This is a genomic window from Clostridium sp. JS66, from assembly GCF_033561535.1.
GTDB classification, from domain to species: Bacteria; Bacillota; Clostridia; order Clostridiales; family Clostridiaceae; genus Clostridium_AM; species Clostridium_AM carboxidivorans.
In genome coordinates, this window is the sequence record NZ_CP131467.1 from 2,165,659 (window position 1) to 2,188,056 (window position 22,398).

Consider the following 22,398-nt stretch of genomic DNA (forward strand, 5'->3'; position numbering starts at 1 on the left):
AGGAGATGGTATTTTGAAGGAAACATATGACTTCAAGTGTAATTTGGCTCAAACTTTAAATATAGTAGGTGATAAATGGACTTTGCTGGTTCTTCATAGAATTTTAAATAATAAAAATACATTCAAGGAACTGCAAGAAGCTTTAAAACCAATACCTACTAATATTTTATCAGATAGGATAAAGCTTCTTGAAAAGAATGGATTCATAGTTGCTCAAATATATAATGAACATCCTCCAAGATATAAATATTTATTGACAGAAAAGGGAATGGATTTTAAACATGTATTTAACTCAATAATATTGTGGGCAAATAAACATTTAGAAGCATGTAAAAAAACAGTGTGTCATGAACAGTGTGGAAAAGAAGTAGAAATAAAATATTACTGTAAAGATTGTGATGAATATGTTGATGATTTAATAATTAAGGAATTGTATTAAAATAGGCATATTTAAAAGATGACAAAATAAAAGAAATTACTATTTTCGGCGGTACAGGAATTGTGACTTATGGAGTTGAAAATGGAATTAATCAGTTAATAAAAAAATAGTATAAAAACTAAGAGGAAGATTTTAATGTCTTCCTCTTAGTTTTTGAGAAATTTTCCAATTACTCAAAGGATAATAGCCTTTTTTGTCGAATATATAAATGTTTACTTATTAAGAAATATGAAATTTACTTGATTTTTATTAGGAGGTTATTGAATGATCAATATTGCAGGCTATGAATTAGATAAAAAAGTTTATGAAGGAAACAAAACTATAATTTACAGTGGGATTAGATTAAATGATGGTATGCCTGTTTTATTGAAATTTCTTTGTGAAGAATATCCTAATTTATGTGATGTAATAAAGCTAAAGAACGAATATGAATTAAATGGAAAAATTTGCAGTGATAATGTTGTAAAAATTTATAATATGGAAAGTTATGAGAAAACACCTGTCTTAGTTTTAGAAAATTTTCATGGCAGATTTCTTCGAGAAATTTTAAATAAATCTAAAAGGTTTAATTTAATGGATTTCTTAATGATTACAATTAAATTAGCACAAGCGCTTATTGATACTTATAATAACAATATTATTCACAAAGCCATTAATCCTGATAACATTATAATAAATATGAAAACTAAGACGGTAAAGCTTACTGGATTTGAAAGTGCATCACTTTTTTCACAGGAGCTAAGTTATGTGAATGATTTAGAAAATGCATTAGAGTATATTTCGCCAGAACAAACTGGCAAGACAAAGAGTAAAATTGATTATCGTACAGATTTTTATTCTTTAGGAATAATCTTTTATGAAATGATCACTGGATTTTTACCTTTTCAGGCAGATGACAAACTGGCCATGGTTCACTGCCACCTTGCTGTACAACCTGCACCTCCATGTGAAAATAATATTGATATTCCAAAGGTAATTTCAGATATAGTGATGAAACTCATTGAAAAAATGCCTGAAAATAGGTATCAAAGTGCTGTAGGTTTAAAGAGAGATTTACAAAGATGTAAGAAGTTGTTTGAAAACACTGGTTCAGTAGAATATTTTAAAATAGGAGAAAAAGATTTTTCAGAGGCATTTAAAATTCCAGATAAACTATATGGAAGAGAAAAGGAAATCAAAATATTAAAGGCTGCTTTTCAAAGAATTAATAAAAAGCCTATGGAAATTGTTATGATTACAGGCTATTCAGGTGTAGGAAAGTCTCAATTGGTAAATACGGTTCAAAGATCTGTCAAAGAACAATTTGGATACTTCATTTCAGGAAAGTTTGATCAATTTGAGCATGATATACCTTATTCAGCATTAATTCATTCTTTCAAGGATTTAGTTCAACAGATTTTAGGTGAAAATAGAGAACAAATAGAATTTTGGAAGAATAAACTTTTAGCTTCCTTGGGATTAAATGGTCAAATAATTATAAATGTGATACCTGAGGTGGAATTTATAATAGGAAAACAGCCAGAAGTTATTGAAGTTTCGCCAGAAGAAGCAAAAAATCGTTTTTTAAAAGTATTTAAAGATTTTGTTAAAACCTTTTGTGAAGCACAGCATCCATTAATAATATTTTTAGATGACTTACAATGGGCAGATTTATCCTTTCTTAAGTTAGTGGAAATTTTAATAAATGATTCTCAAATAAGCAATTTACTTATTATTGGTGCCTATAGAGACAATGAAGTACATGCAAAGCATCCTCTAAAATTAATTTTAGACAAAATTAAAAGTAAAAACATATTAGTGAATACAATTTTTCTTAAACCGTTGGAACTTATTGATGTACAGCATTTGATTACAGAAACTTTTCACTGTGATTTGAAGGAAGCAAAATTGTTGGCAGAATTAAGTCATCAAAAAACAGGAGGTAATCCCTTCTTCTTAAGCCAATTTTTATATTCACTATATAGAGAACATTTAATTGAGTTTAATAAAAAACAGTGGAAATGGCAGTGGGATATAGAAAGTATAAAAAATTCTCAAATAACTGATAATGTTGTAGAACTAATAGCTGATAGAATATCAAAGTTTCCTGAAAATACAATTGAAACTTTAAAATTAGCAGCATGTATAGGAAGTCAGTTTGATTTACATACATTGTCAATCATATGTAAAAAGGATTTGAAAGACATATATGTTGATATTTGTGCTGCATCAGAGGAAGGTATGATTTTACCAATAGACAGTTCAACTTTAAAAAGCTATGTCTTTCTTCATGACCGTATTCAACAGGCTGCATATTCACTGATTGAAGAAAAAAATAGAAAAGAAATACATCTTGAAATAGGAAGACTTATGATATCTGGCACTGATTTGGAGAAAAACAGAACAAAAGTCCTGGATATTGTTAATCAATTGAACTTAGGTATTGAATTAGTACATGATCCTTCTGAAAAAGAGCAAATAGCGGGGCTAGAATTAAGTGCTGGAAAAATGGCAAAAAAATCGGCTGCATATGATACTGCATATAAATATTTATCTATAGGGATAATGTTAATGGATGAATATGGTTGGAATAATTTTTATGAACTAACTCATTCTTTATACGTTGAAGCTGCAGAAGTAGCTTGTTTAAGTGGAGACTATAATACAGTAGAACAATATACTGAAATAGCATTAAATAATAGTAAAACAATCTTGGACAAAATCAAGTCATATGAAATTAGAATTATTGCCTATACTGTACAAAATGAAAAATTAAAAGTATTGGATACTGCACTATTTGTTCTTAAACTTTTAAAAATGAAATTTCCACAAAATCCAAGCTTAGCAGATGCTTTAATTTCACTAATGAAAACAAAATTTATGCTCACAGGCAAACAACCAGCTGATTTATTTGAATTGCCTGAGATGACAGATTTATTTTTATCGGCAGCGTTACGAATTATGGTAAAGATGGGCATGGCAACTTATATGCTAAATCCAAATCTTTTCTTACTTATAACATTAAAAGCAGTAAGGTTATATGTAAGGCATGGAAACTTAAATAGTTCACCTATAGGCTATGCTGCATATGGAATGCTTTTATGCTGCACTAATGATATTGATTCTGGTTATGAGTTTGGACAACTATCTTTAAAATTATTGGATAAGTTTGATGCAAAAGAATATAGAGCACAAACACTTGTTTTATATAATTCTTTTATAAGTTCATGGAAACTAAGTGCCAAAAGCACATTGAATGAATTTACTAATGCTTACTCAATTGGACAAGAGACAGGACAGCTGGATTATGCCTGTACAGCTGCCTGTATTCACAGCATTTATGCTTATTATTCAGGGCAGAATTTAATTGAGTTAGAAAGAAAAATGTCTGAATATAATAGTTTTATGCATAATATAAAAAATAAGGAAACCCTCACCACACAGTCGATATATCATCAAGCAGTATTAAATTTAATAGGTTCTTCAAATAATATCTACTATTTGAAAGGCGTGGTATATGATGAAGATAAAATGATACCCATACATTTAGAAACAAAGGATAGAAATAATCTTTGTGATGTATATATAAATAAAGCTATTCTTGCATACTTGTTTGGTGAATATGAGAAAGCTTTAAAGAATTCTGCAATTGCAGAAAAATATTTAGATGGAGTAAGTGGTACTTTAAGCATTCCAGTTTTTTATTTTTATAATTCATTAATTATGCTATCAGAGTTGGAACATCAATCCTTATTTAGAAAAAAACAAATCCTAAATAAGGTTTCTGCAAGTCAACGTAAAATGAAGAAATGGGCAAAACATGCAGAAGGTAATTTTCTACATAAATTTTATTTGATAAAGGCGGAACAGGCAAGGGTTTTGGGAAAAACTCTTAAAGCAATTAATTTTTATGAAAAGGCTATTAGATTAGCATCAGACAATGGTTATATTCAAGAGGAAGCACTTGCAAATGAATTAGCAGCAAAGTTCTATCTATACCTAAAAAATAAACGAATAGCAAAAGTTTATATGGAACAAGCTATATACTGCTATATTTTATGGGGAGCAACTTCTAAAGCAAACCATTTGAAGGGATTATATTCACAAATTTTAGGATTTCATAAGCAGGATTATACACCCATTAAAAATATGGTTGTTAATTTGGAAAATGAAATAGATAAAAGCTCTATGGTTTTAGATACTGCAACAATTATAAAGGCAACTCATGCAATTTCTAGTGAAATAAAATTAGAAGAGCTTCTGAAAAAGCTTGTATATATAGTACTTGAAAATGCAGGAGCACAAAAAGCTTGCTACTTAATAAAAAAAGGAGAAAAATATGTTGTACAAGCTGAAGGAAGCATGGATGGAAATGATATAGAAGTTATGAAAGAAATTGATATCGAAAACACCATAGATTTACCCAAGAAAATAATTTACTATGTAGGACGTTCAAGGAATAGTGTCATATTGGAGAATGCTTGTGCTTCTGAAAAGTGTAAAAGTGATCCTTATATTGCTGCTAAAAAACCTAAATCAATCATGTGTATGCCTGTTATAAGTAAGGGAAATTTACTTGGTATACTTTATTTAGAAAACAACTTAATACAAGGTGTATTTAATAAGGAACGTATAGAAATATTGAAGATTATTTCTTCACAATTAGCAATTTCTATGGAAAATGCAGCACTCTATGCTAATTTAGAGAAGTCTGAAAGGCAGCTCAGAAAGAATCATGAAGAGCTTGAAGAATTAGTAGAAGAAAGAACAGCTAAGCTAAGAGAAGAAATTGTTGAACGTAAAAAAGCTGAAAAGTTGTTAGAAGAAATGGCTAATCATGATAACCTTACAGGTCTTCCAAACAGAAAACTATTTTATAGTAAGCTAAAAAATTCACTGCAATTAGCAAAAGAAAATAAATTTTCACTAGCAATCTTATTTATTGATTTGGATGGTTTTAAAATGATAAATGACACATTGGGACATAGCAGCGGGGATATAGTTTTAAAAATCGTTTCAGAAAGATTGCTTAAAGCAGTAAGAGAGGGCGATATGGTTTCAAGATTTGGTGGAGATGAATTTATAATATTTATGACAAACGTACACCATACTGATGTTATTAGAGATGTATGTAAAAATATCATTAATGAGGTTGGTAAAAGAATTGTTTTGGGTGAAAATAATGGTTATGTCTCAGCTAGCATAGGTGTTTCTATTTTCCCAGATCATGGAGATAGCATAGGAAAATTGATTAAAAAAGCTGATGATTCAATGTATATAGCAAAAAAGTCTGGAAAAAATAAGGTTGTTTTTAGTTAACGAAGTTATATTAAAAAAGGTATAGGGATAGAAATTGGAAATGATATAGCTAGAGATATTTGATATGAAGTATATTAGCAACAAAGACTTTTATAGTTTTTGTTGCTAATTGATTAAATGAATGCGACGCTATTGCCTGATCCATTAATTATATTAAAAAAAATGGTGAGGTTTCTCAATAATTAATTCTTCTAATTGTTTTTTATTATTGCATTTATAAATAGAATTTATCCAATTGCTATCTTGAATTTTATTCATCAATTGTGATAGTGCTGTAAGATGACTTACTGAATCAACTGGGGCTAATCCTATAATGAGATTAACTTTAACTGTTTTATTATCGTTCAGAATTGGTATATCCACAGCATGTTTGAACAGTGCTAAACAAATTCCAATGGAGTTGACACCATCGCTTGGTTTTGCATGTGCAAGCATAATGTCTTTTCCAAGCACCATATATGGTCCATGAATTTTAGTTAAATTAATAATTTCATCAATATATCTGCATTTTACGATATTTTCTTTAATAAGGGGAGCATAGGCAAGTTGAACAGCCTCATCCCAACTTAACTTTTGTTTATATATCATAAGGTGGGATTCAAAAAGCAGATCTTGCAGTTTGATATTATTTTCTGTAGTTAACTTCTTAACATTTTTTACTTGATTAAAATAACTTTCCAATGCTTTTTTAAGACCATTTACATCTTCAATCCTAGCATAGTTACTAATAATATCCATCAAATTTTCCGTATTAATTTGTGACTTCTTTTCGCTATTTAGGCCGACTTTAGCAAGTGCTTGGGTAATATAATTCCATTCTGATACATCTGGAATTGCAGGAACTTGAATTACTGGTATCTGTTTTCTTTCATGCAAGTCTATTGTGCTAATAACTAGTTTAACTCCAGACAGAGAACTACTCTCGTACTGGAGGACATTCATAGGTGAAGAAAATTTAATTGAAGGATAACGATTGTGCAATTGCTGTTCTAAAAAAATAGATGTACCTATTCCGCTGGAGCAAACTACAATTACATCAGGTTTTTCATTTTTAAGAGATTTTTCTTCTAGCTTTCTAAGTTCGCTTCCAAAATAAAGAGCAATAAGTGCTATTTCATCACCGCTTAAGTGTGTTGAAATAAATTTCTCAAAATAGTAAACAGAATATCTTGTAAGGCTAAATAACTGATGATATTCTACTTCTATTTGTTTTAGATTTGGATGATTATAAGAAATATTGTACTTTACCCGGTTATAAGTTGAAAGCAAATGTGTAGTTAAAGAAATTTCCAAATTTTTTGATGGAATAGCAACACCAGCTACCTTATTGAATCTATCAACTATTGCCCTAGTAATAGGAATTAATTTCTTAATTGTAAGGTCTTCCTGATTTACTTTAGAAAACTGGCTGGAATTTATCATTTTTAATAAATAATGAGCTTCGCTTTCGTTTATAATGACATTTTTATTAAGAAATTCTTTGGTCCATTTTAGTCCTGCTGGATCTTCAAATTTTACATTTTCTGGACTATTAATTAATAATTTGTTTGCATTTCTAGTGCGATTTAAATACCAAAGTATGAAAGTACTTATAATCATTAAAGCATCATCTGTTAAGTAGTTTCCGGTTATTTTTTCTAACTGGTGAAGGTAAGTGTTAATTTGTGACAATTTACTTGGATCATTGGATAGTTGACTGTAAATAACTGAACTGTGCTTGCTCAATTGTTCATATACCCAATTACGCTGTGCTAATTCTGGCCCTTCAATTTTTTGACCTTGCTTTGATTTAATTAATTTTAATTCATATTTTTTTAATTCACAGCTTACATTTTTTAAATTGTTAATAGCAGTATTTTTAGAAATATTTAAAGTTGAAGTAATTGTAAGTAATGAAACTCTTTCACTATTTATCAATTTATATATAATAAATTGTTCTCTTTCAAGGCGACTAAGTTTGGATTGCAGTGTAAAATTAGATGAACACTGTTTTTTATTTAACTGTGTAATATTATCTGGAGTTAAATAGTACCCTACAGTACCAATTCTTTGAATAGGGTCCAAATCATTTTGCTCAAGTTCATCATTGACTCTTTTAAGGATATAGAACACACTTCTTCTAGATAATTTTAATCTATCCTGTAATTCTTGAAGAGATAGATATCTACCAGCATTTATTAATAAATTCAACAGCTCATCTCCATGTTTTGTATGACTAAAGTGAATCATAAAATACACCTCTTTTCAGACTATACCAGAACCTCCGAATTAAAATCCGGAGGTTATAATTTCTATTTTTCTGTTATTTCTTTTTGGCTGCGAGAATTTAGTAAAAAGCTCAAAAGAACTACTATAAGTGTAAAAGCAATAATGCCAAAAATAAGTGCTAATTGACCGTAAGATCCAATTTTACCCAATATAATTCCTGGAACTAAGTAATCTGTATCTGCAAATGTAGATGCTGCAAGTTTTAAGTTTCCTAGTACAGGAAGAATAAACAGCGGCAACCAGCTAATTAATAATCCGTTAACTGCCGAACCAAGGATTGCACCTCGTTTTCCTCCAGTTGAATTTCCATAAACAGCAGCTGCTGCACCGCAAAAGAAGTGGCCAACAACACCTGGAATAATAACTGTTGTCTTCATAGCAATCATTATAAGCATGCTTATAGTACCTACAATAAAACTTACAAAGAAACCAATTAAAACAGCATTTGGCGCATATGGAAATACAATTGGTACATCTAATGCAGGTTTAGAGTTTGGAACTAGCTTTTGAGCAATACCTTGAAAGGCAGGTACAATTTCTCCTAAAACCATGCGGACTCCTTGAAGAACTACGATAAATCCAGCAGCAAAAGTCCCTGCTTGAACAAGGGCATATATGATAAAGTTATTACCTGAACTCAACTTACTTTCAACAAAGCTTGGACCAGCAACAATAGCTAGTGCAATGTAAACCACAGACATTAACAAAGTAATTGACACCGTTGAATCACGTAAAAAACTTAAACTTTTAGGAATATTCAAATCTTCAGTGTTTTGTTCAATGTTTCCAAACCATTTGCCAATTAATCCAGAAAGTGCATAGCCTATATTTCCTGTATGTCCCATTGCAACCATATCACCACCTGTAATCTTACGCATAAATGGCTGACATAGGGCAGGTGTAACAGTCAATAATGTTCCTTCAAATAATCCTCCAAGTAAAATTGTTACTAAGCCAGTTCCTAGATTAGCGCTTACTAAAACAACTGCAGTTAAACATGAAACGTACAGCATTGCCTGACCAGTTAGAAAAATATATTTAAATCTTGTAAAACGAGCTAATACAATATTAACAATCATTCCCACTAACATTATAAGTGCTGTTGTAGTTCCATATTTGACTAAAGCAATTGCAACCACTGCTTCATTGCTTGGAACAACGCCTTGAACGTGTAGTGCAAATTCAAACATTTTGGAAAAAGGTGTTAGGGAATTGCTTAAAATACCTGCACCTCCGATTAGAACTAAAAAACCGGCAAAAGTTTTGATTGTGCCTTGAACGATTTCAGTTGACTTTTTCTTTTGTAAAATAAGACCTAACATTGCAATTAAAGCAACTAAAATAGCAGGCTGAGTTGCAATGGATATAAATAAATTTAGTAAAGATTTCATTTTCAAACTCACCTCTTAGTTTACTTTATTTAAGAATGGATTATATTTTCTTTATCTAAAATTTTATTTAAATGTTTTTTTATTTCTTCTTTATCAATTAGGCTTTTTAGTGACACAATTTTATCTTCAGGAATACTGCTGAGTGCTCCAGCAAGAGTTGATTCAACAAAGAAATAATCTGCTGATTCAGCGGTAACGCTTCCTACATCACTATGTTCTAGTTGAATATTATCTGTATTAACCCCTTCCTCTTGCATAACTTGTTGAATATTCATTTGAACCATAAAACTACTTCCTAGTCCACTTTGACATACTGCAATAATTTTCATATCTATCTCTCCTTTTTATTTAAATTAATAATATTTACTATTTCATCAACACTTTCTGCAGCTAGCATCTGGTTGATTTTTTCTTGATCTCCCAAGAGTTCTGCTAACTGTTGAATTACTTTTAAATGGCTGTTACTATCTATAGCTGCTAATACAAACCATAGTTGGATTTTATGATCTTCATTTACTAAGTTGACAGCTGGATATGTTCTCAAAAGGGAAACTGCAATTTTATGAACTCCATTTTCTGGCCGAGAATGTGCCAGTACAATACCTTGTCCTATATTAATATAAGGACCATTTTCTTTTACGGAATCAATCATAGCATCTACATATTTGTCTTCAATACTATTATTTTTTAACAGTGGAATGGCTGCTTTTCGAATAGCATCCTCCCAGTCCATATGGAACTTATTATCAATTTGAATAGTATCCTTATTTAATAAATCACATAGCATATTATCCTCACCTCGCTTCATTTGTATTAATGCAATGATATGCTAACCAATATTTAATTTACATGACTTATTATAAATTTAGAAAAAAGCGTTTACAAGTGCAGATATGACACTTTTTTGGGTGCAAAATGTGACTTCTTATATATTGGAAAAACTTTAAACCTCTATAAGTGTAAAGATATTTATGGATATTGACCTTATATATTTTGCATATTATAATTGTGTTGACCAATATATACCAATGGGTATAAAAAGTAAGTTGTTTATGATGTTGCAAATAACATCTCAACATACAAATAAAGTTAAATATAATAAGGAAGATGATAATGGTTTATTTAAATGTTTTTACATTTCCAAGTGATGATATGGAATTTGATTTTTTAATAGAGGAAAGAAGAACGTGCTATGATTCTTTTTATCCATTTAAGATATTATCGAAACATAGTTTTGAAAGAATTGATTTTGAACCAATTACCATTTTATATGGTGGAAATGGTTCGGGAAAATCTACAGCATTAAATGTAATAGCAGAAAAAACAGGAATAAGTAGAGACTCTATCTATAATAAATCTAATTTTTATTCTCACTATGTGAATATGTGTGGTATGCAGCTTGAAGATGATGATATTCCTGAAAACAGCAGAATTATAACAAGTGATGATGTATTTGATTATATGTTGAATATTCGTAATCTTAACGAAGGAATTGATCAAAAACGGGAAAAACTTTTTGAAGAGTATTTGGAGGCAAAATATTCTCATTTTCAAATAAGATCTATAAAAGATTACGAGCAGCTAAAAAAAGTAAATACTACTAGAAGCATAACACAGTCACGTTTTGTGAGAAATGAATTGATGGATAACGTAAGGGAATATTCAAATGGGGAAAGTGCATTTCGATATTTTATTGAAAAAATAGATGAAAATGGATTATATATATTAGATGAGCCTGAAAATAGTCTTTCTCCAAGACGTCAGCTGGAATTAGTGAGACTTATTGAGGATTCTGCACGATATTTAGGATGTCAGTTTATTATATCAACACATTCACCATTTCTGCTTGCCATGAGTGGAGCAAAAATATATGATCTTGATGAAAATCCAGTTGATGTGAAAAAATGGACAGAGTTAGAAAATGTACGTGCATATTATGAGTTTTTTAAAAGACATGAAAATGAGTTTTAATGTTATTATACATTTCAACTAGAAATTAATTTAGATGATGAAGAAATTAGGGGTAATATTATGACAAAAAAGGAATGTAAAGATTTTATAGAAAATTGTTTTAAAACATTAGAGAAGAATCATCCAGAGAAATTTTATATATCTTCAAATTTCTATAGAGAAATTCCAGAAGAGATGATAGATAATGATAAAAATAAATGGAAGTTAATAGAATCAAATGTTTCAGAAGAGGATATAGCTAGATTAGAAGAATGTTTTAAAGTAAAGTTACCAGAATTATATAAAGCATTTATGTCTTCATATTTTTATTTATTTGACAAGTTAGAAGGTATAGTTGATAATTTTAATGGTTATGATGATTATGATATGGAAGTAGATATTATTAATCAAACGCCTGATAAACCATTAGATGAAATATATCATATATTTAATGAATGTAAGGAACTTTTAAAATTTGGATATATTCCAATAGGAGAATTAGATGATATTGGACCTATATGTTTTGATGTATTGAATAATTACAGGTTAGTATTACTTGATCATGAAGAATATTATCAATGTGAGAGTAGAGAGGAACTTGAAGAAATAGATATGGTAGTATTTGGTGATTTTAAAAATTTCTTAGAATGTTTTTTCTGTGAATTGAAATATGTATGTGAAAATATTTAGATAAAAGAAGATTATTGTATAATTCTTAGTATATAACTTAAAATTGTAATTTAAGGGAAAACAAGAACAACTCTGTTTATAAGAGGTGTAAATATGAAATTGGTATGTAAACAATGTAATATTGAATTAACGAAACATTTGATAAAACTACAGAATCTAAACTTGTTAAATGAGAATGATGGTGAGGATTATATTCCTTCGGGATTTTATATTATTGGAGATGGAAGCTATGATAGTAATTCTAAAGGTAAAATAATTATTAATTTAAATGACTTGATTAATTCAAAACATCATTCCGATGCATCCCGCGGTTAAATGGATGTTGTGGTCTTGATGGGTTAGATGGCATAAACACTGTTTGTGTTAATAATCACGAAATCGGTACTGAAAACTCAGATTGTTGGATGGCTCATTATATTTTACTTGAGCCAGATATGGTAAGATGGATTGAAGATTAGAAACAAAAACCACTATAAACATTTCGTACATATGTATCACCTGTCTTCTTAAAGGGATAGCGATACCAGTTGCCCACATGCGACTATATTGAATTGTACATGGATAGTTTACCATAGTTATATATTATAATCCAGCAGTAACCAATGGTATTATAACAGGTTCTGGTAAAACTATGGTAACTATGACAATTTCAGCAGTAACACTTTTATTATTTAGAATACCACTAGCTAATTTTATGTCACAAACCAGCATAGGAATTAAAGGAATTTGGTATGCTATTTTAATTACCTCTGTATTTTCTACTATTTGCAGTATGCTATATTATTTATCAGGAAGATACAAGAAAAAGTTAGTTGTTTATAGAGAAGAAGCTTATAATTAGATATATGCGAGTTTTGATTTGGTATGGTGAGATATTATGGAGAAAAATAAAAAAATATATAATGTTATTGGCTTAGCTAGAATATATGGTATTCATCCAAATACCGTAAGACTATATGAAAAGCTGGGCTTTATATCTAAAGCAAAAAGAAATGTGAATAACTACCGCATATTTGAAGAATTACATGTATTACAAATAAAGGTTTGTCGGTGTATTTTTGGGTACCCTTTTATAAACAGGCACATAAGAAATGCTGGTAATGAAATCATTTGTTCAATAGCAAAAAAACAGTGGGATGAAGCAGTACAAAATACAGAGTGCTATATACAGATAATTGAACATGAAATTAAGAAGGCGCAAAAGGCTTGTGAAATGCTACAGAATTGGGCAAACTCAACCAAAGGTAATGAGATTTTATTAGAAAAGAAAATGCTGTCACGTAAAGACATTGCTAATTATCTTGGAGTCACTGCTGAAGCCATACGAAACTGGGAAAGGAATGGATTAATTCTTACAGAAAAAGTAGGTACAAAAGGTGAAAAACTTTATTCAAGTACTGATCTAGGAAGAATGCACATTATATATATGTTATTACAGTCTGGATATAGTATGGCTTCGATTCACCGCAGTATGTCAATGTATGATAAAGGACATGCCGAGTTAGTGGTGTCAGCACTGGATTGTCAGGAGTATGATAATTTTATTTCGGTGGGAGATCGATGGCTTTATGAATTAAATAAACTACTAGAAGCAGCTCAAAAAATACCTCCAATTATTGAAGAGATGAAAAATTTATAAACCTTACACTTGCACACCACCCTATATTTTCTATGTTATTTTTAATAGAAGGATGATGTGTTATTTTTTATCCTAAATTATTAAAAAAACTGGAGGTAAAATAATGATAAGTAAGGTTTTTGAAGTGATTACAAAAGAACGTGCAGTAGGAACAGCTGCAAATGATGAAATAGTAAATTTTTTAGAAAATAAGCTTAAAAATATTAACTGTTCAATAAAGTCTCTGCCATTTGAATGTGCTGTTTGGGAAAAGGGGGAATCAACTCTTATGATTGACAGTCACTCATTTAAAGTTGAGCCAAGTCCTTTTTCTGAGCCCTTTAAAGGAAGTGGAAAGTTGGTTATGGCCAAAACTGTTGAGGAATTAGAGGAGATTGACTGTAATGATGTTATCTTATTATTGTCAGAAAAACTTACAGAAAGTCCTTTGCAGCCCAAAGATTATCCATTTTATTATCCTGAGGAGCATAAATATCTTATTTCCTTACTTGAAAGGAAGAAGCCAAGAGCAATTATTGCTGTAACAGGTCAGAATCCATTAAGTGGTCAAAATCCATTTTCGCTTTTTGAAGATGGAAATTTTTTAATACCATCAGGAAATATTAATGAGCAAACCTTATCAAAAATTGAGGCTGCAGGGCTTTTATGTGAAGTTGTACGTTTGACAATAGATTCTCATAAAAGATTATCTAAAAGCAGGCAGATTGTAGCATTAAAGAAGGCTAAAAAATCAATGGGCAAAATTGTTATAGGTGCTCATATGGACACAAAATATAATACACCTGGAGCTTTGGATAATGCGGCAGGAGTTGCAGTATTGCTGCAGGTGGCTGAAGTATTGAAATCTGAAACATACGATATAGAGATTGTACCATTTAATAGTGAAGAATTTTATGGTGCGTGTGGTGAAATGGAATATTTAAAATTAATTGATAATGAAAAAGATAGAATTAAGCTTATGATTAATATAGATTCACCATGTCATAAAGGAGCTGAAACTGCCATTTCCTTTCACAATCTAAATGATAATATAAGTGAAATTATAAACTCTACTATGAGTAAAAATAAAAAAATTGTTAAAGGTAAAGAATGGTATGCTGGAGATCATGTTCCTTTTATATTTAGAGGGATACCTTGTTTAGTAGTAACATCGTCAGATCTTTTTAGTGGTGCCTTAGAATACACTCATACCTCAAAAGATACGTTGAATACTATTGATTTTGATATGGTGGAGCATATAGTAAGCTATATAGCTCAAATTGTTTCAGCTTTTCCTGTTTAAGTATTTAAAAAAATCTATTACATTTAAAATATTAAGGTATTTACAGAAAGATATGAGTTTGTTAAGATGATATTTATAATTCATAAGTAGCAAAATTGTTAAAGATATTTTTAAAGGTGGAGAAAATATGAATAAAGATTTATTGGAAAAAACATTGCTATATATTCAAGAGAGATTTCAAAATGATTATAGTGGACATGATTATTATCATAGTATTAGAGTTTATAAATTAGCCACTTCTATTTGTAAAGAAGAAAATGCTAATTTAGAAATAGTTCAACTGGCTGCTTTATTACATGATGTAGATGATTATAAATTATTTGTTGGAAATATAGGAGCTTCTTCAAATGCAGAAGAGTTTTTAAGGAGTAACAAAATAGATGATATAAAAATAAAAGACATATGTGACATAATTCAATCAATATCTTTTAAGGGCACAGGTACACAAAGTCCAAGAACTTTGGAAGGAAAAATAGTACAAGATGCAGACAGACTTGATGCAATAGGGGCTATTGGAATTGCAAGGACATTTGCATATGGGGGCAGTAAAAATAGAAGTATGCATATACCAAACGAAGAACCACGTAAAGATATGAATGTAGACGAATATATCAAGTCTAAGGGAACAACAATTAATCATTTTTATGAAAAGCTATTAAAGTTAAAAGCTTTGATGAATACAGAGACTGCTAAAATTTTAGCTGAATCACGACATAAATATATGGAGAATTTTTTAAATGAATTTCTTAATGAATGGGAAGGGTTTATATAATTGAGATTAGTCGAATTTAGAGAACTTATACAGTTTGCTAAAAAACTGAATATATGATACTTATAAGTATTATTATAATTAATATAAAAAAATGAATGTAAAGGAAGATGATGTATGTTTGAATTTATAAAAGACTGTGGAATTGAGAAAATAGACGAGAATGATATATTAGAATTAGAAAAAAAGTATATGTTTAAATTTCCAAACGATATGAAAACTTTTTATCTAGAGCATAATCCTGGGCGTTTAAATGATTGTAAGGCTAAAGTCAAAGGTGGAATTAAGCTTGGTTCGTTTTTCCCCATTAAAAATACATGCGGTAGATTACTAACAATAAACAGGCTATTAGAGTGGCAGGAAATTGATAAACTAACACCAATGAACTTAGTTCCATTTGCGAGTGATTATGCGGATAATACTTTTTATATAGATTTGAGTAAGGATAAGTATGGAAAGATATATCATCTGGATCACGAATTTTGGCCTGATTTTAGGAATGGAGAGTATCCTAGAGCAGTTGCAGATAGTTTTTCAGATTTTGTGAAAAAAATATATACATAAAAATAGAGATATATGGGCATCAATGGCTTGAAAATTTTATCAAAAATTGAGGGTATGGGGCTTTTGGGTGAAGTTGTACATTTGACAATAAATTCACATAAGAGATTATCCAAAAGCCGACAGACTGTAGTATTAAAGAAAGTAAAAAGTCAATTAGCAAAATTGTTATAGATACTCAACTCATATAGACACAAACTATAATACACCTGAAGCGCTGGATAACGTAGTTGAAATTGCCATTTCTTATTATGATCTAAATTATGATATAAGTGAAAGTATGTGATTGAAGTTACAATTCTGATAATTTTTCTCTTTGTTTAATGTATTTGTTTATTTTTTTACTCCATTTTCTATATAATCTATTGTCATATTCCTTTAATACTTCCATAAAATAATCTAAAACTTTCAATTTGTATAACCCTTTAGATAAATGCCTTGGAAAATTTCTTTGCCTTGAATAACACTTTTTAGGATCAATTACTTTTAATTCTCCATCTTCTTGTATAAATATATCTTTGCATCTTACATCAATTTTGCTAAACTTTATTTTTTCAAATTCTTTTAACATATCTATAATTTTACAAGCAAGATTTTTATCCATACCATTTTTCTTTATATGTTTTGATAAAATTTTTCCGTGAACACACTCCCTTACCATATAATTAGATCCAATTTCCATTATTTTTGGAAAATACCTGTTTCCATTTACTTTTTCTAAAATACGATATTCCCCAGTAAAACTTTTATTATTTAGACCTATTTTAATAACTTTTCCATCTGGAAGCAAATAAACTTCTCCATTATGACCTTTGCCTAAAAGCTGGCAATTTGTTAAATCATAAGGGTTTTTTTTATAGATATTTTTTTCGATCATAATACCCCTCTAAAATTGTTAATCTTACTTATTTTCTATATTATGCAGGTAGATACAAAAAGGATACTATATGTAGACAGAGAGTTTTATTAAACCGCAATAAAAATGTATTATTTATATTAAGTATTTAAATATCTGAAATTTTAATTATTTAATATACAGAATTACGATATATTATACTTACTATTATATTGGTAATTTCTGAAGTAGTATTAAAAAGCATAAATTCATGAGTACGGCTTGAATTTACACAGTTAATTAAAAGTAAATCATTTTTATTAGTTTCAAAAACTTTATCATTAATAGTACAGTTAAAGCTGCCATTTACAGTGTAAAAACAAATTGCTGATAAGTCTTTATTTAATGGAGATTTATATTCGAACTTAAATTGTTTATTGTGGTTAATACTAAGGTGAAGTAATTCACCATTATAATTTTCTCGTGTCATTAAATTAAAAACAGAAGCTTTACCATAAGTTTTAGTTTTCCAATCGCCCATGAAATTGTCTTGTTCAAAGGGATTAAGTAATTTTTTATACCTGTCTTCATGATCAAGGGTTATTTGTCCTTCTATAACCATGAATTTACGTGAAACTTTTGGCAGATTACTAAAAGTAGATTCTAGTATATCAATTTTAGCAACTCCTAATCTCCATAAAAAGTTTTTACTGGCATAATCAGAGTTTAATGGATATGTAGTAAGTTCTGTAGCCATGCCTCCAGACCAAAAGGTTGGTTTATAATTTTCTTGCCTTAGTAATTCTATATCATATTTCATCTATTAATTGCCTTTCTTTTATATATCTTTATGTTCATTATATTGAAAAAAATATACATAATCAACTAATTTTACTTGAGTTTAAAATAGAGTGGAGATTAATGGCTATAGAAAAGCTGATAGTAGCTTCTGCGGCTTTTAGGGATATTGCTTAAAAGAACAAGAAACGGAAATTGAATACCGTACAAGGTTATCTATGTGGTAAAATGTAGTTAATTGCATTTATATGAGGAGTTGATTAATACAATGGATGAAAGTAAGAAACTTTATCAAATAGGAGAAGTATCTAAAATATGCAATATTCCAATAAAAACACTGAGATATTATGATGAAATAAAATTGTTGATACCAAGAAAGATTGATCCAGACAGTAATTATAGATATTATTCAAATGATCAATTGGCTTTGGTGCTTGTGATCAAGCATTTTAAGGAAGCAGGTTTTTCATTAAAGGAAATAAAAGTGCTTTTAGGCAGAGAAGACTTAGAATATAACACAAGAAAAATTAATGAAAAGTGTATAGAAATTGATAATAAAATTAATGATTTAAAAATGTTAAAAACAAAATTGCAGTTTTTTATAAAAGAGAGTAAGAAGAAAAAGAAAGAACATGAAGAATTTAAAATTGAGATAAGAGAAATACCTGTATCTTATGTTGCTTATCTCAGAAGTAAAGGACCCTGTAGTATTGAAGATTTTACAGTTCGGTATTGTAAGCTGATTTCATTGGTTGAAAGAAATAATTTTCATATTATAAAGAATGCTATGGCAGTGTATTATGATAACTGTATCGATTTTGAAGAAAGAGAAAAGAAAGATTATGATATAGAAGTTTGTATAGCTGTATCTGAAGAAAGAGAAATAGATAGTTTAGTTAGAAAATTTGGAGGCTTTAAAGCTGTTACAGCTGTTCATTATGGAAGTTATAACAATATGATAGATACTTATAGAAAGTTGTATAAATACATTTATGAAAATGGATACGAAATTTGTGGTGAGCCTGTAGATAATTATCTTGTGGACATAATGAACACAGTAGATGAAGAAAATTATGTGACTGAACTTATAATTCCAATCAAATAATTAAAATAAGTGTTGACTCTCCCGTTACTGTATGCATTATTCTTTCAATTGTAGATGTTCAAATCAAAACCTATATATAGGTAGTAAGCTTACCAATTTCAAAGGATGTCTATATGAAGTTTGAAAGAGGTGTATTTAAGTGAGTGAAAAGAGTATAAAAATTAGTGAAAGCTATATTGAAAATGAAAAATTAAGCAAGCTTATTATGAAGTTTTCAATTCCCTGTGTACTTGCAATGGTGGTCAATGCTCTTTATAGTATTGTAGATCAGATTTTTATTGGTCAGGGAGTAGGCTACATTGGTAATGCAGCTACAAATATAACCTTTCCTCTTGTAGTTTTAGCTTTAGGTTTTTCACTACTTTTAGGAGATGGAGCAGCTGCTTTTTACAGCATAAAATTAGGAGAGAAAAACAAAGAACAGGGCGCTAAAGCAATAGGTAATGCAATTGTTTTGATGGTGATTTTAGGTTTGATATTTTTAGCAGTTGGGTATATTTTTATGGAAAAGCTGCTATGGAGCTTTGGAGCAACAAGCACTAACATTTCTATAGCACTGGATTATATGAGAATAATTTTAATAGGATTTCCTTTCATGATTTTGGCAGCAGGTCTAAATTCAATAATACGTGCAGATGGTAGCCCTGAATATTCAATGTTAGCTATGATAGTTGGAGCGGTTATAAATATTGTTTTGAACCCTATACTTATATTTCATTTTGGCATGGGGGTCAAGGGTTCTGCTATAGCAACAATAATAGGACAAATTTTATCCTGCACAATTTCTATAAGTTATCTTAAAAAGTTTAAAAATATCAAGTTTAAAAGAGAATATTTGAAACTTGATGTAAAGGTGAGTAAAACAGTAATGCTTTTAGGGATATCCAGTTTAATTACACAGGTAGCAGTAACAGTGATAATAATAGTGAGCAATAATATGCTTAAAACTTATGGAGCACAATCAATTTATGGTAGTGATATTCCAATATCAGCAATAGGTATTGTAATGAAAGTGAATGAACTTTTATTAGGAGTGGTGATAGGTATAGCTATAGGAGGCCAGCCAATACTTGGATACAACTATGGTGCTAAAAACTTTAAACGTGTGAAGGATACTTATTTTATGCTTATAAAAATAGCAACTGTTGTATCAATAATAGGTTTCATCATATTTCAGTTTTTTACACAAGGTATAGTAAATCTATTTGGTCAAAATAATGCACTGTATAATGAATTTGCGTTAAAATCTTTTAAGATATTTTTGATGCTTTGTATGTTTATAGGCTTTGAACTTACAAGTTGTGTTTTCTTTCAGGCTGTAGGCAAACCTGGAAAAGCAATGCTTCTTACACTATGTAAGCAGACCTTTTTTATAGTTCCTCTTATGATAATTTTACCTAAATTTCTTGGAGTTTTAGGAGTCTTGTATGCAGGACCCTGTGCAGAAATATTATCAGTTATGGTAACTATTACGCTTATTACCATAGAGCTTAAGAAATATCCAAAGGTGGAGGTAATAAAATAAATAGAAATTAAATTTAGGAAAACGAAGCATTAATTATCAATGAATAAGTGATTTGTTTTCCTAAATTTAGTTTTTATGTTATAATATACCATGTAGAAAAAATAGAATATTGTGAAATTTGGTGAACAAGTTGAAATTAATGGATAATTGTATTGTCAGGAGATATGCGTATGCTTTTATTTTTGTATATAGGTTGTATAATTCCTATTATTGAGAGTTTCGTGCTTATTAATGGTTACAGTAAAAAATTAGATAAATATAATGTTTCTAATGAAAATGTATTTTATTATTTTTCTAAAAAGCTTTTTGGTATTATATTATTGGGATTTATTCAGATGATGTTTATAGCATTTGCAGTACCTTCTTTAATATGGAATTTAGGAGCAAAAGATGTACGAGTTGAAAGCAAAATTTTACAATGTGATGAAATTAAACCACTTTCTCAAGCAAATTTAAATATATATGTTAAGAAAGTTTTTCATGATAATTGCAACTTTTATTCATTAAAAAAATCTGATGGAATTATAGAGTTAAATAGTAATTCAGTAGAGGTATTAAAGGCAAATATTTTTAATAAACCGACTATTCAATTAGTAGCTGAATATAAGGTGAAAGAATTGAAAGGTAATAATATGTTTATTAATGCTGTTAATGATATTTATGTTAATGTGTATTTATCTATTGATAATGCTACCTTTGTGGGTAATAAAAATAAATTGTACATACCTAATAATTCAATACAAACAAATTAATATATTAAGTATTATATGATTAATATAAGTGCTTACATATAAATTAATTATTTTAGAAGTATCTCGAATATAATTATGAATAGAACCGCAAAAAGGATGTATTTGTTATTAAAAGAAAACTCGCAACCTGCATAGTCAAATATATATGTTAAAAAATCATGCGATAAGAGGTGAATTGTTTGATGAATGATTTCTATTTAGCCAATGCTGCTTCAATCAATTTAAATTTTGTTATTTATATTGAAAATTTATATGAAAATTATAATAAATCTGATGAAGCTATTGATAAATTTCCTTGGCTGCCATTGAATAAAGAGGGTTTACTAAATATTAATGACTTTCAAATTAGAGCAAAACAAGTATGGTCAATGATTTTTAATTCTGATAATTTATATGAATATGATATAGATTATTGGTCTAATAATAAATTTTCATTTGATAAATTATTTAAAGATACTTCTATTGGAGTTGGATTATATAAAAGTGTAAAGAGATCATTTATATCTTGGTATTGGGGAACTGGATATAGAATGTGTACTATTTTCTTTTCTGATTGTCTTGTAGAAGACTATTACAATAAATTAATCAATCTTAGTAAAATAAAGAATTCAAAATTTAAAACTAATAAATTTTATTTACAAGTGGTTTATGATATTCCTCCTAATGGATGGAGTCTAAAAAATGAAAACATGATTATAATATCACCTCAAATTCAATTACCTACAATTGAAGAGTTTGAGGTGATATAAATTAATTAGATTGATTTAGTGCTTTTTTCCAAGAAATAATAAAGTTTTCATCATTATTATAGAATATCCTTGAAATTTTACTTGGTCTTATTATATTTTTTTTAATGAGATATTTGAATGCTAAACTTGTAACTGAAATTGGTAGACTTATAGCTATAATTGCTAAAAGAACAAAACCCCAGGTATTCATTATTTCATCCTCCTCTTACATAGTTTTTTAAGCAGTATTATTTAACTTGTATTCTATGTAATTAAGTTATTCGGCCATTTCTAGTTGTATTAATAATTTACTTAAATTTTAAGATTAATTAATCTTTACAATATCTATTTTCACATATTAGAAAAAT

At 29.0% G+C, this 22,398-nt stretch carries 21 protein-coding genes; 14 read left to right on the forward strand and 7 right to left on the reverse strand.

All coding sequences use genetic code 11. The annotated features are described in order from the left end of the window. Positions 1-13 precede the first annotated feature (13 nt). The gene (locus Q6H37_RS10180) at positions 14-439 is read left to right on the forward strand and encodes a helix-turn-helix domain-containing protein (RefSeq protein ID WP_318741560.1); all 426 of its coding nucleotides are present in this window, start codon (positions 14-16) and stop codon (positions 437-439) included. 264 nt (positions 440-703) lie between these two features. Next, positions 704-5,737 (forward strand): diguanylate cyclase domain-containing protein, encoded by a 5,034-nt coding sequence (locus tag Q6H37_RS10185; protein WP_318741562.1) that lies wholly within the window; start codon positions 704-706, stop codon positions 5,735-5,737. A gap of 153 nt (positions 5,738-5,890) precedes the next feature. Here the strand turns inward: Q6H37_RS10185 and Q6H37_RS10190 are convergent, their stop codons facing one another. From Q6H37_RS10190 to Q6H37_RS10205, 4 genes are all read right to left on the reverse strand, one after another. Then, on the reverse strand, positions 5,891-7,966 hold the full coding sequence (locus Q6H37_RS10190) for a BglG family transcription antiterminator (RefSeq protein ID WP_318741564.1): 2,076 nt from the start codon (positions 7,964-7,966) through the stop codon (positions 5,891-5,893). A gap of 62 nt (positions 7,967-8,028) precedes the next feature. Continuing rightward, positions 8,029-9,396 carry a PTS ascorbate transporter subunit IIC gene (locus Q6H37_RS10195; RefSeq protein WP_318741566.1) on the reverse strand — a complete coding sequence of 456 codons (1,368 nt, stop codon included), beginning with the start codon at positions 9,394-9,396 and terminating at the stop codon, positions 8,029-8,031. Positions 9,397-9,425: 29 nt separating this feature from the next. Then, entirely contained in the window at positions 9,426-9,725 is a 300-nt protein-coding gene (locus Q6H37_RS10200; RefSeq protein ID WP_318741567.1) for a PTS sugar transporter subunit IIB, read from the reverse strand. A 2-nt stretch (positions 9,726-9,727) separates the two neighbouring features. After that, complete coding sequence (locus Q6H37_RS10205; RefSeq protein WP_318741569.1) at positions 9,728-10,183, reverse strand: PTS sugar transporter subunit IIA; 456 nt, start codon at positions 10,181-10,183, stop codon at positions 9,728-9,730. A gap of 326 nt (positions 10,184-10,509) precedes the next feature. Between Q6H37_RS10205 and Q6H37_RS10210 the strand changes: the two genes are divergently transcribed. The 8 genes from Q6H37_RS10210 to Q6H37_RS10245 all read left to right on the forward strand — a co-directional run bounded on the left by Q6H37_RS10210 (position 10,510) and on the right by Q6H37_RS10245 (position 16,290). After that, positions 10,510-11,367 (forward strand): AAA family ATPase, encoded by an 858-nt coding sequence (locus Q6H37_RS10210; RefSeq protein WP_318741571.1) that lies wholly within the window; start codon positions 10,510-10,512, stop codon positions 11,365-11,367. A gap of 60 nt (positions 11,368-11,427) precedes the next feature. Continuing rightward, complete coding sequence (locus Q6H37_RS10215) at positions 11,428-12,036, forward strand: SMI1/KNR4 family protein (protein ID WP_318741573.1); 609 nt, start codon at positions 11,428-11,430, stop codon at positions 12,034-12,036. Between the two features lie 93 nt (positions 12,037-12,129). After that, positions 12,130-12,351 carry a hypothetical protein gene (locus tag Q6H37_RS10220; protein WP_318741575.1) on the forward strand — a complete coding sequence of 74 codons (222 nt, stop codon included), beginning with the start codon at positions 12,130-12,132 and terminating at the stop codon, positions 12,349-12,351. Positions 12,352-12,667: 316 nt separating this feature from the next. After that, positions 12,668-12,877 carry a hypothetical protein gene (locus Q6H37_RS10225; RefSeq protein ID WP_318741577.1) on the forward strand — a complete coding sequence of 70 codons (210 nt, stop codon included), beginning with the start codon at positions 12,668-12,670 and terminating at the stop codon, positions 12,875-12,877. A 36-nt stretch (positions 12,878-12,913) separates the two neighbouring features. Continuing rightward, positions 12,914-13,675, forward strand: coding sequence for a MerR family transcriptional regulator (locus Q6H37_RS10230; protein ID WP_318741579.1), 762 nt, complete (start codon positions 12,914-12,916; stop codon positions 13,673-13,675). A 103-nt stretch (positions 13,676-13,778) separates the two neighbouring features. After that, complete coding sequence (locus Q6H37_RS10235; protein ID WP_318741581.1) at positions 13,779-14,957, forward strand: M28 family metallopeptidase; 1,179 nt, start codon at positions 13,779-13,781, stop codon at positions 14,955-14,957. A 127-nt stretch (positions 14,958-15,084) separates the two neighbouring features. Continuing rightward, positions 15,085-15,729, forward strand: a complete 645-nt coding sequence (locus tag Q6H37_RS10240; protein ID WP_318741583.1) for an HD domain-containing protein — start codon at positions 15,085-15,087, stop codon at positions 15,727-15,729. Between the two features lie 114 nt (positions 15,730-15,843). Next, positions 15,844-16,290, forward strand: coding sequence for an SMI1/KNR4 family protein (locus tag Q6H37_RS10245; RefSeq protein WP_318741585.1), 447 nt, complete (start codon positions 15,844-15,846; stop codon positions 16,288-16,290). Positions 16,291-16,579: 289 nt separating this feature from the next. Here Q6H37_RS10245 and Q6H37_RS10250 read toward each other — a convergent pair whose 3' ends face one another. Then, complete coding sequence (locus Q6H37_RS10250) at positions 16,580-17,164, reverse strand: protein kinase (protein ID WP_318741587.1); 585 nt, start codon at positions 17,162-17,164, stop codon at positions 16,580-16,582. Between the two features lie 151 nt (positions 17,165-17,315). Beyond that, a complete protein-coding gene (locus Q6H37_RS10255; RefSeq protein WP_318741589.1) occupies positions 17,316-17,942 on the reverse strand; it encodes a HutD family protein in 627 nt (208 codons plus the stop codon). A gap of 246 nt (positions 17,943-18,188) precedes the next feature. Between Q6H37_RS10255 and Q6H37_RS10260 the strand changes: the two genes are divergently transcribed. From Q6H37_RS10260 to Q6H37_RS10275, 4 genes are all read left to right on the forward strand, one after another. Further along, on the forward strand, positions 18,189-19,025 hold the full coding sequence (locus Q6H37_RS10260; RefSeq protein ID WP_318741591.1) for a MerR family transcriptional regulator: 837 nt from the start codon (positions 18,189-18,191) through the stop codon (positions 19,023-19,025). Between the two features lie 139 nt (positions 19,026-19,164). Next, positions 19,165-20,550 carry an MATE family efflux transporter gene (locus Q6H37_RS10265; RefSeq protein WP_318741593.1) on the forward strand — a complete coding sequence of 462 codons (1,386 nt, stop codon included), beginning with the start codon at positions 19,165-19,167 and terminating at the stop codon, positions 20,548-20,550. Between the two features lie 170 nt (positions 20,551-20,720). Then, positions 20,721-21,302, forward strand: a complete 582-nt coding sequence (locus Q6H37_RS10270) for a hypothetical protein (RefSeq protein WP_318741595.1) — start codon at positions 20,721-20,723, stop codon at positions 21,300-21,302. Positions 21,303-21,484: 182 nt separating this feature from the next. Further along, positions 21,485-22,051 carry a hypothetical protein gene (locus tag Q6H37_RS10275; RefSeq protein WP_318741597.1) on the forward strand — a complete coding sequence of 189 codons (567 nt, stop codon included), beginning with the start codon at positions 21,485-21,487 and terminating at the stop codon, positions 22,049-22,051. Between the two features lies 1 nt (position 22,052). Here the strand turns inward: Q6H37_RS10275 and Q6H37_RS10280 are convergent, their stop codons facing one another. Continuing rightward, on the reverse strand, positions 22,053-22,241 hold the full coding sequence (locus tag Q6H37_RS10280; protein WP_318741599.1) for a hypothetical protein: 189 nt from the start codon (positions 22,239-22,241) through the stop codon (positions 22,053-22,055). Positions 22,242-22,398: the final 157 nt, after the last annotated feature.